The 14,792-nt window shown below is 53.1% G+C and carries 14 protein-coding genes and 1 tRNA gene; 8 read left to right on the top strand and 7 right to left on the bottom strand.

The window, feature by feature from the left end; all coding sequences use genetic code 11:
- Positions 1–119: 119 nt before the first annotated feature.
- Positions 120–196 (bottom strand) — tRNA-Met (locus AC07NP_RS20395).
- 206 nt (positions 197–402) lie between these two features.
- On the opposite strand from AC07NP_RS20395, the gene mltA reads away from it, so the two are divergent.
- Together mltA and tcdA are read left to right on the top strand one after the other, a co-directional pair.
- Positions 403–1,500 (top strand): murein transglycosylase A, encoded by a 1,098-nt coding sequence (mltA, locus tag AC07NP_RS20390; protein WP_494661554.1) that lies wholly within the window; start codon positions 403–405, stop codon positions 1,498–1,500.
- A 76-nt stretch (positions 1,501–1,576) separates the two neighbouring features.
- Positions 1,577–2,383 carry a tRNA cyclic N6-threonylcarbamoyladenosine(37) synthase TcdA gene (gene tcdA, locus AC07NP_RS20385; protein WP_203360150.1) on the top strand — a complete coding sequence of 269 codons (807 nt, stop codon included), beginning with the start codon at positions 1,577–1,579 and terminating at the stop codon, positions 2,381–2,383.
- Between the two features lie 82 nt (positions 2,384–2,465).
- Here the strand turns inward: tcdA and csdE are convergent, their stop codons facing one another.
- On the bottom strand, positions 2,466–2,909 hold the full coding sequence (gene csdE, locus AC07NP_RS20380) for a cysteine desulfurase sulfur acceptor subunit CsdE (protein WP_494661553.1): 444 nt from the start codon (positions 2,907–2,909) through the stop codon (positions 2,466–2,468).
- A complete protein-coding gene (gene csdA / locus AC07NP_RS20375; RefSeq protein ID WP_494661552.1) occupies positions 2,909–4,114 on the bottom strand; it encodes a cysteine desulfurase CsdA in 1,206 nt (401 codons plus the stop codon). The genes csdE and csdA overlap by 1 nt, the downstream gene beginning before the upstream one ends.
- 192 nt (positions 4,115–4,306) lie before the next feature.
- Here csdA and AC07NP_RS20370 point away from each other — a divergent pair, with 192 nt between their 5' ends.
- The 4 genes from AC07NP_RS20370 to rlmM all read left to right on the top strand — a co-directional run bounded on the left by AC07NP_RS20370 (position 4,307) and on the right by rlmM (position 7,308).
- On the top strand, positions 4,307–4,534 hold the full coding sequence (locus AC07NP_RS20370; RefSeq protein WP_203360153.1) for a YgdI/YgdR family lipoprotein: 228 nt from the start codon (positions 4,307–4,309) through the stop codon (positions 4,532–4,534).
- A gap of 350 nt (positions 4,535–4,884) precedes the next feature.
- Complete coding sequence (gene gcvA, locus AC07NP_RS20365; RefSeq protein WP_203360154.1) at positions 4,885–5,802, top strand: glycine cleavage system transcriptional regulator GcvA; 918 nt, start codon at positions 4,885–4,887, stop codon at positions 5,800–5,802.
- Positions 5,803–5,819: 17 nt separating this feature from the next.
- Entirely contained in the window at positions 5,820–6,215 is a 396-nt protein-coding gene (locus AC07NP_RS20360; RefSeq protein WP_192613313.1) for a DUF423 domain-containing protein, read from the top strand.
- The gene (gene rlmM / locus AC07NP_RS20355) at positions 6,208–7,308 is read left to right on the top strand and encodes a 23S rRNA (cytidine(2498)-2'-O)-methyltransferase RlmM (protein WP_203360155.1); all 1,101 of its coding nucleotides are present in this window, start codon (positions 6,208–6,210) and stop codon (positions 7,306–7,308) included. Before AC07NP_RS20360 ends, rlmM begins: the two co-directional genes overlap by 8 nt.
- Before the next feature lie 19 nt (positions 7,309–7,327).
- On the opposite strand, the gene fucR is transcribed toward rlmM, so the two are convergent.
- The 4 genes from fucR to fucI all read right to left on the bottom strand — a co-directional run bounded on the left by fucR (position 7,328) and on the right by fucI (position 11,833).
- Positions 7,328–8,047, bottom strand: coding sequence for an L-fucose operon activator (fucR, locus tag AC07NP_RS20350; protein WP_494661551.1), 720 nt, complete (start codon positions 8,045–8,047; stop codon positions 7,328–7,330).
- Between the two features lie 42 nt (positions 8,048–8,089).
- Entirely contained in the window at positions 8,090–8,512 is a 423-nt protein-coding gene (gene fucU, locus AC07NP_RS20345) for an L-fucose mutarotase (RefSeq protein ID WP_271444175.1), read from the bottom strand.
- A 1-nt stretch (position 8,513) separates the two neighbouring features.
- On the bottom strand, positions 8,514–9,932 hold the full coding sequence (gene fucK / locus AC07NP_RS20340; protein WP_494661550.1) for an L-fuculokinase: 1,419 nt from the start codon (positions 9,930–9,932) through the stop codon (positions 8,514–8,516).
- Positions 9,933–10,057: 125 nt separating this feature from the next.
- Positions 10,058–11,833, bottom strand: a complete 1,776-nt coding sequence (gene fucI, locus AC07NP_RS20335) for an L-fucose isomerase (protein ID WP_494661549.1) — start codon at positions 11,831–11,833, stop codon at positions 10,058–10,060.
- A gap of 450 nt (positions 11,834–12,283) precedes the next feature.
- On the opposite strand from fucI, the gene AC07NP_RS20330 reads away from it, so the two are divergent.
- Positions 12,284–13,783, top strand: coding sequence for a sugar ABC transporter ATP-binding protein (locus AC07NP_RS20330; RefSeq protein ID WP_494661548.1), 1,500 nt, complete (start codon positions 12,284–12,286; stop codon positions 13,781–13,783).
- A 3-nt stretch (positions 13,784–13,786) separates the two neighbouring features.
- Complete coding sequence (locus tag AC07NP_RS20325) at positions 13,787–14,770, top strand: ABC transporter permease (protein WP_203360161.1); 984 nt, start codon at positions 13,787–13,789, stop codon at positions 14,768–14,770.
- Positions 14,771–14,792: the final 22 nt, after the last annotated feature.

Below are 14,792 nucleotides of genomic sequence, written 5' to 3'. Positions count from 1 at the left end.
GGGGGCCGGATTTGAACCGACGACCTTCGGGTTATGAGCCCGACGAGCTACCAGGCTGCTCCACCCCGCGTCCGTCTGTTACTCTACGAACAAGTAACTTCTCTTTCTTCACATTGTATTGGTTGCGGGGGCCAGATTTGAACTGACGACCTTCGGGTTATGAGCCCGACGAGCTACCAGGCTGCTCCACCCCGCGTCCGTGGATGCGCACTATACTCTGCTAACGTTTTCATGCAACCCTTTTTTTAACCAGATCATAAATTTGGTACGGGAGTGGTTAAAAATAGTCCTGACGGCTCGTTTTTTGCACAAAATTTGCGGCAAGGGCTGTATGCGCATTTCATTAGGTCCGGGGGTTTGTTATCTTCATCTCGCATTATTGGCAACTTAAAGACGAGAACAATGAAAGGACGTTGGGCAAAATATCTTCTCACCGGAGCCGTCGTGGCGATGCTTGCTGCGTGTTCCTCTAAACCCACCGATCGCGGACAGCAGTATAAAGACGGGAAGTTTACCCAGCCTTTCTCACTGGTGAACCAACCTGATGCGGTAGGCGCGCCGATTAACGCGGGCGATTTTGCCGAGCAGGTGAATCAGATTCGCAGTTCATCACCGCGTTTATATGGTAATCAGAGCAACGTTTATAGCGCTGTTCAGGACTGGCTGCGTGCTGGCGGCGATACGCGTAGTATGCGTCAGTTCGGCATTGATGCCTGGCAGATGGAAGGCGCGGATAACTACGGCAACGTACAGTTTACCGGCTACTACACGCCTGTCATCCAGGCGCGCCATACGCGTCAGGGAGAGTTCCAGTACCCGATTTACCGGATGCCGCCAAAACGCGGACGCCTGCCGTCCCGTGCGGAGATCTACTCCGGCGCACTGAGCGACAGCTACATTCTGGCTTACAGTAATTCGTTGATGGATAACTTCATCATGGATGTACAGGGCAGCGGTTATATCGATTTTGGTGACGGCAGCCCGCTCAACTTCTTCAGCTATTCCGGGAAAAACGGCCATGCTTACCGCAGTATCGGGAAAGTGCTGATCGACCGTGGTGAAGTAAAGAAAGAAGATATGTCGATGCAGGCGATTCGCCATTGGGGTGAAACGCACAGTGAAGCACAAGTGCGTGAGCTGCTGGAGCAGAACCCTTCATTTGTCTTCTTTAAACCGCAATCTTATGCACCGGTGAAAGGGGCCAGCGCGGTACCGTTGATTGGTCGCGCCTCAGTTGCCTCTGACCGTAGCATTATTCCACCGGGCACAACGCTGCTGGCGGAAGTGCCGCTGCTGGATAATGACGGTAAGTTTACCGGCCAGTATGAACTGCGCCTGATGGTGGCGCTGGACGTCGGCGGCGCAATTAAAGGTCAGCACTTTGACATTTACCAGGGCATTGGCGCGGACGCCGGGCACCGTGCAGGCTGGTATAATCACTATGGTCGTGTCTGGGTACTGAAGAGCGCGCCGGGCGCAGGTAACGTGTTTAGCGGCTGATTATGGTATTCTGAACACCATTTCTACGGATAAGACAGGGTGAGGATATTCTCACCCTTTTTAATTCTGAGGTTGTATGTCTGTTGTGATAAGTGATGCCTGGCGTCAGCGTTTTGGCGGCACCGCACGCCTGTATGGTGAAAAAGCGCTGCAGCTGTTTGCCGACGCGCATATCTGTGTGGTCGGGATCGGTGGAGTGGGGTCGTGGGCGGCAGAAGCGCTGGCACGAACCGGAATTGGCGCGATCACGCTGATTGATATGGATGACGTTTGCGTCACCAATACGAATCGTCAAATTCATGCCCTGCGCGATAACGTTGGGCTGGCGAAAGCGGAAGTGATGGCGGATCGTATCCGTCTGATCAACCCGGAATGCCGGGTGAACGTTGTCGATGATTTCGTGACTCCGGATAACGTTGCTGAGTATATGAATGCAGGTTTTTCATATGTGATCGATGCGATCGACAGCGTACGGCCGAAAGCGGCGCTGATTGCGTATTGTCGGCGCAATAAAATTCCGCTGGTCACCACCGGCGGTGCGGGTGGGCAGATCGATCCGACGCAGATTCAGGTCGTCGATTTAGCGAAAACCATTCAGGATCCGCTGGCGGCAAAACTGCGTGAGCGCCTGAAAAGTGATTTTGGCGTGGTGAAAAACAGCAAAGGCAAGCTGGGCGTTGACTGCGTGTTCTCTACCGAAGCGCTGGTGTATCCGCAGTCGGACGGGTCTGTCTGCGCAATGAAAGCGACGGCGGAAGGGCCAAAACGCATGGACTGCGCCTCTGGATTCGGTGCGGCGACCATGGTGACCGCCACTTTCGGTTTTGTCGCTGTTTCCCACGCGCTGAAGAAAATGATGGCGAAAGCGGCGCGCGAGGCTTGATGGCGTTGGATGGCACTACGCTTACCCGATCTACGGTTCAAGCGGCGTTGCAGGCCGGATAAGACATCCGGCACAACAACCTTCACACGTTGCGGGCCGCTTCCACAACCGCCGCGCTAAGTGCATTCAGCCCCTGGCTACGCGAAGCGCTGAGCTGCCCTTTCAGGCCTAACTCATCAAACAACGCCAGCGGCGAGCGGGTCAAAATCTCCGCCGCCGTTTTGCCTTCCACCGCGGTCAGTAATACGGCCAACAGGCCGCGCACAATACGACCTTCACTGTCGCCAAAAAAGTGCATTGTGCCATTGGCCGACAGGGTATGCCCCAGCCAGACGCGGTTTTCACATCCGGCAATCTCTTTTGCCTGCGCTTTTAACGCTTCCGGTAACGCGGGAAGCTGCTTACCCAGCAGGATAAGCTGGCGATATTTATCCTCCCACTGTGTCAGTGGGGTGAACGTATTACGTAACGTCTCTTCGGTTACGGTTGTGCCAAACGGGTGTCCAGCGAACAGAGGGTTTGTCATTAATCCACCAGTATTTCCAGCGCGCGGTCAATCGCATTGACCAACGCATCGACATCGCTCTTTGTATTATACGGCGCAAAAGAGGCGCGCAACGTCCCGGTGACGCCCATTTCCGCCAACAGCGGTTGAGCGCAGTGCTGTCCGGCACGCAGCGCGATGCCATATTCTGCCAGTAGCGTCACCATATCGCTGTGGTGTACCCCGGCAAAGTCGAAGGCCAGCAGGCTGGAATCCTGGCAGCGGAACGAGCGAAAACCCGGACGGGTAGCCAGTGCTTCTTCTGCCAGAGTGGCCAGCCCGCGACTCCAGCTTTCGGCCTGCACGATATCGATCTCAGAAAGCCATTCCAGCGCGGCGCTCAGGCCAATAACCCCTGCGACGTTCGGCGTACCGGCTTCCAGCTTCCACGGCGCGGATTGGGTGGTAAATCCCTCAAAGCTGACTTCGTTGATCATTTTGCCGCCGCCGAGCCAGGGTGACATCGCGTCCAGCAGTTCTGGTTTACCGTAGAGCACGCCAATTCCGGTCGGGCCATACAGTTTGTGGCCCGAGAATGCGTAGAAATCGATGTCGAGCAACTGGACGTCGGCGGGGAAATGCACTGCTCCTTGCGCGCCGTCGACCATTACGATCATCCCGGCAGCATGCGCCAGTGCGATTGCGCGGGCCAAATCCGGGCATCCGCCCGTCACGTTGGACATTTGTCCCAGCGCCAGAATGCGGCTGCGTGGGGTAATCAGATCGGACAGACGCTCAACATCGGGAACAAAATGCGCATTGAGCGGCAGTTTGACGACCTTTGCGCCCGTCTGCTCTGCCACCATCAGCCAGGGCACGAGATTGGCGTGGTGCTCGGCCGCGCTCACAATAATTTCATCGCCCGGTTGCAGGCGAGGGCGGGCGTAGCTTTGCGCCACCATGTTGATCGCTTCGGTGGTGCCACGGGTCCAGACGATCGCTTTGTCGTCGGGGGCATTCAACAGGTGCGCGACTTTTTCTCTGGCCGCCTCGTAACGTGCGGTCAGGCGCTGGGCTTCGGCAAACTGGCTGCGATGGACGTTTCCGGCGCTCAGACTGTAAAACTGATGTGTGGCGTCGATAACCGCCTGCGGTTTGAGGGCGGTGGCGGCGCTGTCGAGATAGACACCGGCATCAATGAGTGCGGGAAACTGCGCACGAAACTGCGCGGGATTAAAAGCGTTCATGGAATTCCTCTGTTCAGTCAACAGATCGTGGCGCAAAAAGAGCCCTGATACAAGGTTTGTCCTGACCCTCGGAATCGTCTGCTTATCCATGTGAAATCCGACCAGTGGCTTATGCTGAATAGTGTTGGGCAAACGCTTTTGCCTGTTATGAACATTTATTTAGATAGCACAAATCGCTGTAAGGAGAAGAAGATGAATAAGACAGCCGCCATTATCTCTGCCTGTATGCTGACTTTTACCCTCAGCGCCTGTTCCGGGTCCAATTATGTGATGCACACCAATGATGGGCGAACCATTGTCTCCGAGGGGAAACCGAGGACTGATGATGAAACAGGGATGATTTCGTACCAGGATGCAAACGGCAACAAACAGCAGATTAATCGTACTGACGTGAAAGAGATGGTCGAACTGGATCAGTAACCGGTCAGTCGTGGGCAAAAAAAAGCACCGCAAGTTGGCGGTGCTACATTAATCACTATGGACAGACAGGGTAAATGTACAGGAAGTGAAAAAGGGTAGCCTTGCTACCGTGGTCTGAATCGCAGACCAATTGCAAACACAACAACACAACATCACAACCGTAAGCCAAAAGTTCACCAGAACACGCATTCCGATAAAACTTTTCGTTCCGGCTCAGGAAGTGACGCCACTATAGGTATTTGCTGGTAGAACCTCAACGGACAATTTATAATGGCTCAGATTAAAAAAACTAATAGGTTACATAACGTTACCTAATTGTTAAATTCTTTTAACATCAAAGTTTAAAAGCCATGTCAAAACGATTACCACCCCTGAATGCATTACGTGTTTTTGATGCCGCCGCAAGGCATTTGAGCTTCACGCGCGCGGCAGAAGAGCTTTTTGTGACACAGGCCGCAGTAAGCCACCAAATCAAGTCTCTTGAGGATTTTTTGGGGCTTAAGCTGTTTCGCCGTCGCAACCGATCGCTTTTGCTGACGGAGGAAGGGCAAAGCTATTTCCTCGACATCAAAGAGATTTTTTCGCAATTAACTGAAGCGACGCGTAAACTTCAGGCTCGTAGTGCAAAAGGGGCCTTAACCGTCAGTTTATTGCCCAGTTTTGCCATTCAATGGCTGGTGCCCAGACTCACAAGCTTTAATTCAGCTTATCCGGGAATCGATGTCAGAATCCAGGCCGTGGATCGTCAGGAAGATAAACTGGCGGACGATGTGGACGTCGCGATTTTTTATGGACGTGGAAACTGGCCGGGTTTGCGTGTCGAAAAATTGTACGCAGAATATTTGCTGCCTGTCTGTTCTCCCCTGCTACTCACCGGCGACAAACCGCTGAAGACGCCGGAGAATCTGGCACAGCATACGTTACTGCATGATGCTTCGCGGCGTGACTGGCAAACCTATACGCGCCAGTTAGGGTTGAATCATATTAATGTGCAGCAGGGACCTATCTTCAGCCATAGTGCCATGGTGCTACAGGCTGCCATCCATGGACAAGGGGTCGCGTTGGCCAACAACGTGATGGCGCAGTCCGAAATTGAGGCCGGACGTCTTGTTTGTCCGTTTAATGATGTTCTGGTCAGCAAAAATGCTTTTTATCTGGTTTGTCATGACAGTCAGGCAGAACTGGGTAAAATAGCTGCTTTTCGTCAGTGGATACTGGCAAAAGCGGCCACTGAACAAGAAAAATTCCGCTTTCGTTACGACCAATAATTTATGTAGGTACTGCCATGACCAGCCGTTTTATGCTGATTTTCGCCGCCATTAGCGGCTTCATTTTTGTTGCTCTGGGCGCCTTTGGGGCGCATGTCCTGAGCAAGACCCTTGGCGTGGTTGAAATGGGTTGGATCCAGACCGGCCTTGAATATCAGGCATTTCACACGCTGGCGATTTTTGGTCTTGCCGTTGCTATGCAGCGACGCATCAGTATCTGGTTTTACTGGAGCAGTGTTTTTCTGGCATTAGGCACGGTGCTGTTTAGCGGCAGCCTCTATTGCCTGGCGCTGTCCCATTTACGCCTGTGGGCGTTTGTTACTCCTGTCGGCGGTGTGAGTTTTCTGGCAGGTTGGGTGCTGATGTTAATTGGCGCCATCCGTTTGAAACGTAAGAGCGTTAGTCATGAATAAGGTTGTATTGTTGTGTCGCCCGGGGTTTGAAAAAGAGTGTGCTGCAGAGATCACGGATAAAGCAACGCGTCGGGAAGTGTTTGGTTTCGCTCGCGTAAAAGACAATGCGGGTTACGTCATATTTGAGTGCTACCAGCAGGGTGATGCTGAAAAGTTAGTGAAAGAGCTACCGTTCAGTTCGCTGATTTTTGCCCGCCAAATGTTTGTCGTCGGCGAATTGCTGCAATATTTGCCGCCGGAAGACCGCATTACACCGATTGTCGGTATGTTGCAGGGCGTCGTGGAGAAAGGCGGCGACCTGCGTGTCGAAGTGGCTGACACCAACGAAAGCAAAGAGCTGGTCAAGTTTTGCCGTAAATTTACCGTGCCGCTGCGCGCGGCGCTGCGCGAAGCCGGCGTACTGGCAAAATATGAAACGCCAAAACGTCCGGTCGTCCATGTTTTCTTTATCGCACCGGGCTGTTGTTACACAGGCTATTCCTGGCCTGATAATAACTCACCGTTTTACATGGGCATCCCGCGTCTGAAGTTCCCGGCTGATGCGCCGAGTCGTTCAACGCTGAAGCTGGAAGAAGCGCTGCATGTCTTTATTCCGGCAGATGAGTGGGATGAGCGTCTGGCAAACGGGATGTATGCGGTGGATTTAGGTGCCTGTCCTGGCGGTTGGACTTATCAGTTGGTGAAACGGAACATGTGGGTTTACTCCGTTGATAATGGTCCGATGGCGCAAAGCCTAATGGATACCGGGCAGGTGACCTGGCTGCGTGAAGACGGATTTAAGTACCGCCCGAATCGCAACAACATCTCGTGGATGGTCTGCGATATGGTGGAGAAGCCTGCAAAAGTGGCCGCGCTGATGGCGCAGTGGCTGGTGAACGGCTGGTGTCGCGAGACGATCTTCAACCTCAAGCTGCCGATGAAAAAGCGCTACGAAGAAGTGTCGCAGAACCTGGCGTATATTCAGGCCCAGCTTGACGAACACAACATTAATGCGCAGATTCAGGCGCGTCAGCTTTATCATGACCGTGAAGAAGTGACGGTGCACGTGCGTCGTTTGTGGGCTGCCGTCGGCGGTCGTCGCGACGAGCGATAACATCCGGAGGCCGGGTGCGTTATCCGGTCTCAACCTGACGTGTATCTGACACAATATGCGTCACATCATCCAGATGCCCAATCTGCGCCTCTCCCGAACGATTGAATTTACTCTTATCGATCAGCAATAACGATTGCGATGCACGTTTTAGCAACGTTGATTTGAAATCCGCATTGAACGTGCTGGAATCCCACAACACACCACGGTTATCGATCCCTTCGCAGGAGAAAATAAACAGGTCAATGTCGAGCGGTTTTAGCTGCGAGAGCAACGACGGATTGACATAGCAGCCGTGTTTGCGTTGTAGCGTGCCGCCAGAACTGATGAGCTGGATCTGCTCGCGCTTTCCCAGTTCAAGGCAAATCGGGTGGCTGTTGGTGAACACCTGCAGGTTAATGTCCGGTAGCTGGCGGGCGAGATGCCAGCACGTCGAGCTGGCGTCCAGGGCGATCACCATCCCTTCTTCTATCCAGGCCAACGCTTCGCGGGCAATGTCCGCTTTGTGCGCATAATGACTTTTTCGTCGAAGATGAAAGGGGGCGCCGCCGTCCGGGTTTTCCCGATGAATCACGGTGGCGCGCCCGTGATGACGTCGTACTTTTCCCTGCGCTTGCAGCGCGTTCAGATCGCGTCGAATAGTCTCCTGGCTGACGTTAAGCCGTGCAGCCAGCGTCTCAGTGGTCAGACTCTGGTGATGAATGAGCAGGTCTACAATCGCGTGCTGGCGTGCCGTCTTCATTTTTCTCACTCCATCATTCGTGTACACCTGCCTGGGATGAGATTACGGCGTAACGCCTTTCTTTAAAAGAATATTGCCGTATTTTGCCCGTTCACCGGTTATCACGATCGCAAAGGCTTTTTGCGCCCGTTCGTAGAATGCAAAGCGGTCGATACGCGTAATGTCAGGGCATACGCCTTGCAAGGAGAGCGCATCACGATAGCGGGACTCTACCTCCGGGTCGAGCGAATCCCCCTCAACGGCGGCCATCATCACCAACGGTGGAGCGTAGCTGTCCAGTTCAAACAGTGGAATGATTGCCCTGAGCAGGTCGCTGACCATCAGACCGTCGGCGCGGATAACCTGCGGCCCCAGGCTGTGAGCCGGGAAATGGGCGTCAGAAAAGATAATTTCATCGCCATGGCCCATTTGCGCCATGACTTTCAGGAGTTCAGGGGAAATTAACGGCGAAATTGTTTTCAGCATTTCACACTTCCTCAATGCGTTCGGATTCGGTTTGCGGATAAAAATAACGATACTGATAACGCACCTGCGCTCTGGCCTGTTCCGGGCTGGCAAATTCACCCACGCCGAACCAGGCGAACATCGCCGCGCCGGCAACGGTGGTTTCTGCGTCATCCAGCACTTTGATCGGAATGCCAAGCGTGTCGGCTTTAATTTGATTCCACAGCGCGTTACGGCTGCCACCGCCTACCAGCAGCAGCTCTGTCGCCCTGAACTGGCCGATCTTTTCCAGCGTCTGCAGGTTTTGCCTGAGTTGAGCCGTTAATGACTCGAGCGCGGCACGGTACAAGTGGCCCCGGGTACTGGTGAGCGAGACGCCCTGCCATCCGGCCTGCGCGTTGGTCAGCAGATCGCTGTGCATTTTCACGCCGTCGGCGCCTGCGGGGATAGCGCGCGCCTCATCAATCAGCGTTTGCCAGGGCGTCTCTGGGCTCCACAGCAGTGTGCGTACCCACTCCAGCACCCCGGACGCCAGCCACTGCATTCCCGGATTGGTGAGGCCTCGCTGGCTGTCCAGTTCAGCGGTTGAACCGGGATACTGACTTAACAACGGGGTATCTACCCGGGAACTGCGTACCATCAGAATTTCCCATGTTCCGGAGGACAGCACGGGCTCATCCTGCTGGGCACCCGCGCCAAACAAAGCAAATTGCGTGTCGTGCCCGGCGGAGGTAACCGGAATACCCGCTGGTAACCCCAGCCGACGAGCGATGTCGGGCTGCAGCGTGCCGATTTTCTCTCCCGCTTCGACTAACCGTGGAAACAGACGGCGGGGCAAACCGGCGGCCTGCAGGATCTCCGGACTGAAATCGCGCTGGTGGATATCCAGTAACTGGCTGGTTCCTGCCATGGTGATGTCGGTGGTGAACTCACCGGTCAAACGATGGTTGATTAAGGATGAAATAAACAGCCAGGCATGAGCCTGTTCAGGCAGGTGAGGATGATTCTCTTTGAGCCACAGTAGTTTATACAATGTGTTGAAGCTGAATGCGCCGACCCCGGAAATTTCCTGCAACCGCTGTGGCGTCATCATGTGGCCGATGTTGTTCATCACTGTGGCAGTGCGCGGGCATTTCCAACTGATGATCGGATAAAGCAACCTGCCGAGTTCATCGACCAGCGCGCCATCGACACCAAACGTGGTGACCGTAATGCCGCGTATCTGGCATGTCGAGAGTTGCGCGGAGAGCGTTTGGCAGCAATTGGCAAAGCGTTGCAAAATGGCCTCCAGCGACCACTGATGCCAGGCGGTGTTTTCCGTGGCGAGTTCGCTGGCATTAGGGGTTGCGGCCCGGGCGACAATGTTTCCCTGGCGGTCGACGGCGATGGCCCTTACGTTGGTTGCGCCGCAGTCGAGAACCAGAATAACCTCTTGCTTCATAAAAACTCCTGGAACTTTGCCGGATGGCATTGCGCTTCTCCGGCCTACAAAATCACTAAAAAAGGCGTTGTTGTAGGCCCGGCAAGCTTTCGCCACCGGGCAAAGAAATTAGAGAGCGGGACGCATCAACGTTTGTACAGCGGACCGTAGTTCTCGCAGGCGCGGTAATCCTGGCCTTCGATGTCCATACCGTGCGCTGACCAGGAAGAGGGACGATAGATCTTCGCCGCGTCCACGTTGTGCATGCAGACCGGAATGCGCAGCATCGCGGCGAGGGTAATGAAATCAGCCCCGACGTGTCCAATGGTCAGCACGCCGTGGTTTGCTCCCCAGTTTGCCATCACAGAATAGACGTCGGTGAAGGGGCCTTGTCCCGTCAGACGTGGGGCGAACCAGGTCGTTGGCCAACTGGAGTCGGTACGTTTGTCGAGGGTGTCATGAACCTCTTTTGGCAGCTCTACACTCCAGCCTTCGGCAATTTGCAGTACCGGGCCGAGACCTTTGATGATGTTTACGCGCGTCATGGTGAACGGCACGCCGCCTTCAGTCAGGAAGCGCGAAGAGTAGCCGCCGCCACGGAAATATTCGTGGATCGCCGGGCACCATTCGGTTGCAGCCAGGCAATCATCTGCCTCTTTGGGGCTGATCTCCCAGTGAGGTTTCATGGTCGGTCTGCCTTCGTTATCGCGCTGTTTGCACGTGCCGTCGAGGGCGGCAGAACCCGAGTTGATCAGGTGGATGATGCCGTGTTCCGCCAACCCGGTCAGCGGTTGTCCCGTCACGCGCTCTACGGCTTCCGGCGACCAGTAGGTGCGCACATCGGCGAACACTTGTGCCGTGCCGGTGAGCTGATGCCCAAACAGCATCGCCACACCATTCAGACTGTCGTTTTCGGTCGCCACGACAAACGGTTCGCGTATGCCGTTCCAGTCAAAGGAGCTGTTCAGCAGCGCTTCGGCCGTATCGCCATTGGGGTATTGATCGGTCCAGTGACGCTGTCCCTGGAAGCCTGCAGCAATGGCGTTGTAGCCCAATGATTCTTCTACGCGACCGATTTCCGCCAGTTTACTGTTACCCTGCATCATGTCGCGAATACACATCGCCATCAGCAGGCTTTCGCGCAGGATCTCCCGGTTTTGTTCGGCGTTGCGCTGATACTGCTGGGCGTTTTTATCTTCGCCGTAGCGGAAGTGCTGATCGGCCCAGGCCAGCGCCATTTCCAGCTCGGTTTCGTCATAAATTTTATGATCGATGCGGCGGCGCAGTTCAGTCATGTCGACGGCCTGTACTTTCATACCCAGCCAGGATTCGAAGAAATTGTGATCGACGATGGAACCCGCAATGCCCATCGAAACCCCGCCCAGCGAGAGATAGCTTTTGCCTTTCATCGTGGCAACCGCTAAACCCGCTCTGGTGAAGCGCAGCAGTTTTTCTTCAACGTCGGCCGGAATCGAGGTGTCATTGGCATCCTGTACGTCCTGACCGTAAATGGAAAACGCGGGGAGTCCCTTTTGACTGTGGGCGGCCAGCGCAGCGGCCAGATACACCGCTCCCGGGCGTTCTGTACCATTGAATCCCCAAATGGCTTTTGGTCGTGTGGGATCCATGTCTATCGTTTCACTGCCGTAGCACCAGCACGGCGTGACGGTAATGGTTAAGCCAACATTTTGACTGCTGAATTTCTCTTCACAGGCTGCAGATTCTGCCATACCTGCAATGCAGGTATCCGAAATGACACACTCAACGGGGGTGCCGCAGGCGTGGCGGAGCTTCTCGGTAAGAAGGACCGCGGTGGCCTTCGCCATATTCATGGTCTGCGTTTCCAGCGATTCACGAACGCCCATGCGGCGTCCATCAATGACCGGGCGAATACCAATTTTCGGTAGGCTGATTTTCTTCATTCGTGGTTCCTCATCTCACTTTATGGCGCTCTGCTCCGGTGACGTGTGGACCCCACCTCAGCAGTCGGCTGAATTACTGATTTTGCTAACTCGAGTTAGCTTAGGTATTGCAGCGTTTTTTACACAACTTCTTTATCGTGGATATGTGAGTGGCTTCACGAGAAGTGGTTAAAATTCGATCTCCGTCAAATAAACAATAGTGGTATTATGTTTTTAAAATCTTGAAAATCATTCTGTTATGATAAATTGCTTGTGCGGCGTCACAATTTCAAATCAAATGATTTGGCTATTTTGGGCGGCTAAAATAGCTTTAAAAGGCAATCGCTAACTCGAGTTAGCAAAATAAGGTGTGTTGACTGGACGTATTCGCATTAACGGTGACGAGGGTTCTCTGGCATGTTCTTCGCCTGATTCACTGACTGCCATTTCTGATGATTGAGGAAAGCAGCAATGTCCGAAACATTTTTACAAATGAGTCATATTACTAAACGATTTCCCGGCGTATTGGCGTTGAGTAATGTGGATTTTAGTTTACGCAGAGGCGAAGTTCATGCGCTATTAGGTGAGAATGGTGCGGGAAAATCGACGCTGATGAAAATCTTATCAGGTGTTTATCAACCTGATGAAGGTAATATTGTTTTTGAAGATCAACCCGTTTCATTTTCAAGCCCGCTAAGTGCGCAGCAGGCTGGAATTACGATTATTCACCAGGAATTTAATCTTTTCCCAGAATTAACCGTTGAAGAAAATATATTTATTGGCAGGGAGTTTTGCAAAAATAATCGCTGGCGCCTGGACGAAAAACAACAGCGACAGGCTGCGACGGAAATTTTGCAAAAATTGAACCTGAATATTTCGCCGGACACTCTGGTTGCCGACCTTACCGTTGCACAACAGCAAATGGTCGAAATTGCGAAAGCTATTTCGGTGAATGCCAAAATCCTTATTATGGATGAGCCTACTGCGGCACTGACGGAAACCGAAATAGAAAGTTTATTTCAGGTGACGCGCTTGCTAAAATCACAGGGGACGGGAATTGTCTACATTTCGCATCGACTGGAGGAGCTGGCGCTGATTGCCGATCGCGCCACCGTGATGCGTGATGGGCAATACATTGATACCGTCGACTATGACGCGGTCAATATTAGTGACCTGATTGCCATGATGGTTGGACGCGATCTGGGGAACATCTATCCGCGTCGTGAAGCGCAGGCTCACCAGACGCCCGTGCTGGAAGTCAGCGGGTTGACGCGAAAAGGCGTCCTGAACAATATCGATTTCACGCTTTATCGTGGCGAGATTTTAGGGTTTGCCGGTCTGATGGGGGCCGGGCGTACGGAACTGGCCAGGGCTATTTTTGGCGCAGACCCGATTGATGCCGGAACCATCAAACTTAACGGTAACGTGACGGTGATTAAAGATATCCCTGATGCGATCAAACAGGGAATTAGCTATTTAACGGAAGACCGGAAAAAAGAAGGTCTGGCGTTAGGTTTGTCTGTTGAACGCAATATTATGCTGGGAAATTACCCTGAATATTCCGATCGCTATGGCAATGTGGACAGCAAACGCTGCCAGACTACGAGCCAGGAACAGGTTAGCGCCCTAAGAATTAAGACCCCGCATCTGGAACAAGCGGCCTTGAATTTAAGTGGTGGTAATCAGCAGAAAATCATTATTGCGCGTTGGGTATGTAAGGATACCGATATTCTCATTTTTGATGAGCCTACCCGAGGTATTGATGTCGGTGCGAAACTGGAAATTTATGAATTAATGAATCGCCTTGTGGCAAAAGGAAAGTCAATTATTATGATTTCCTCTGAATTACCGGAAGTACTGGGTATGTGCGATCGCATTTTAGTGATGCGTAATGGACGTATTACCGGAGAGTTAACTTCTGATGACGCCACACAAGAAAAAATCATGCAATATGCGACGTTAGAGGATTAAATTATGACCATCTCTGTAACCTCTTCAGACAGCAATAATAAGAAGATAAAAATTAATAAAGAACTCTTGATGCGCCTTGCGCCACTTTTTAGCCTGATTATTTTAGTGGTGTTTTTCAGTTTCAGTTCACCTTTTTTCTTTAATACCGAAAACATTATGACGATTGCTCTGCAAACGTCGGTGATCGGGATTATGGCGATTGGCGTCACTTTTGTGATTATTACTGCCGGGATCGATCTCTCTCTGGGATCGGTGGTGGCCTTTTCCGGCGTCGCCGTCGGGATTTGCGCCAGTTTCGGTATGCCGTTGCCCGTCTGCATTCTGGCGGGGGTACTGGCGGGAGGGCTGTGCGGTTATGCCAATGCGCTGCTGGTCACGAAAGCAACCATCCCCCCGTTTATTGCCACGCTGGGTCTGATGATGTCTATCAGGGGGATCAATATGGTCATGACCGATGGCCGCGCCATTTACTTTGCTGACTACCCCTCATTCAAAATGCTGGCACAGGGACGGTTATTCGATGTGCTTCCTTATCCGGTGTTTTACCTCGTCATCGTGGCGCTGGTGGCCAGCTACATCCTGAAGAAAACCGTTATTGGCCGCTATGTTTACGCAGTCGGCAGCAATGAAGTGGCGGCTCACCTTTCCGGGATCAAAGTTCAGCGCGTCAAGGTTTTCGTCTACGCCTTCTGTGGCCTGCTGACCGGGATCGCGGGCGTCATTCTGGCATCGCGTCTGAACTCAGGACAGCCGACGGTCGGTGTGGGTTATGAGCTGGAAGCTATCGCGGCAGTCGTCATTGGCGGCACGAGCCTGATGGGTGGCATTGGCACTATTGGCGGCACGATTATTGGCGCATTCATTATGAGTGTGCTGAAAAATGGCCTGAACCTGATGGGCGTTTCACAGTTCTGGCAAATGGTGGCGATGGGTATCGTGGTGATTGCTGCCGTCTATCTCGACACATTACGCAAAAAGATTCGTTGATTTACGCTCCCGGAAGTCACGG

Source organism: Citrobacter sp. GW821-FHT07H02, assembly GCF_059418505.1.
This window is presented reverse-complemented; position numbering and strand designations above follow the sequence as displayed.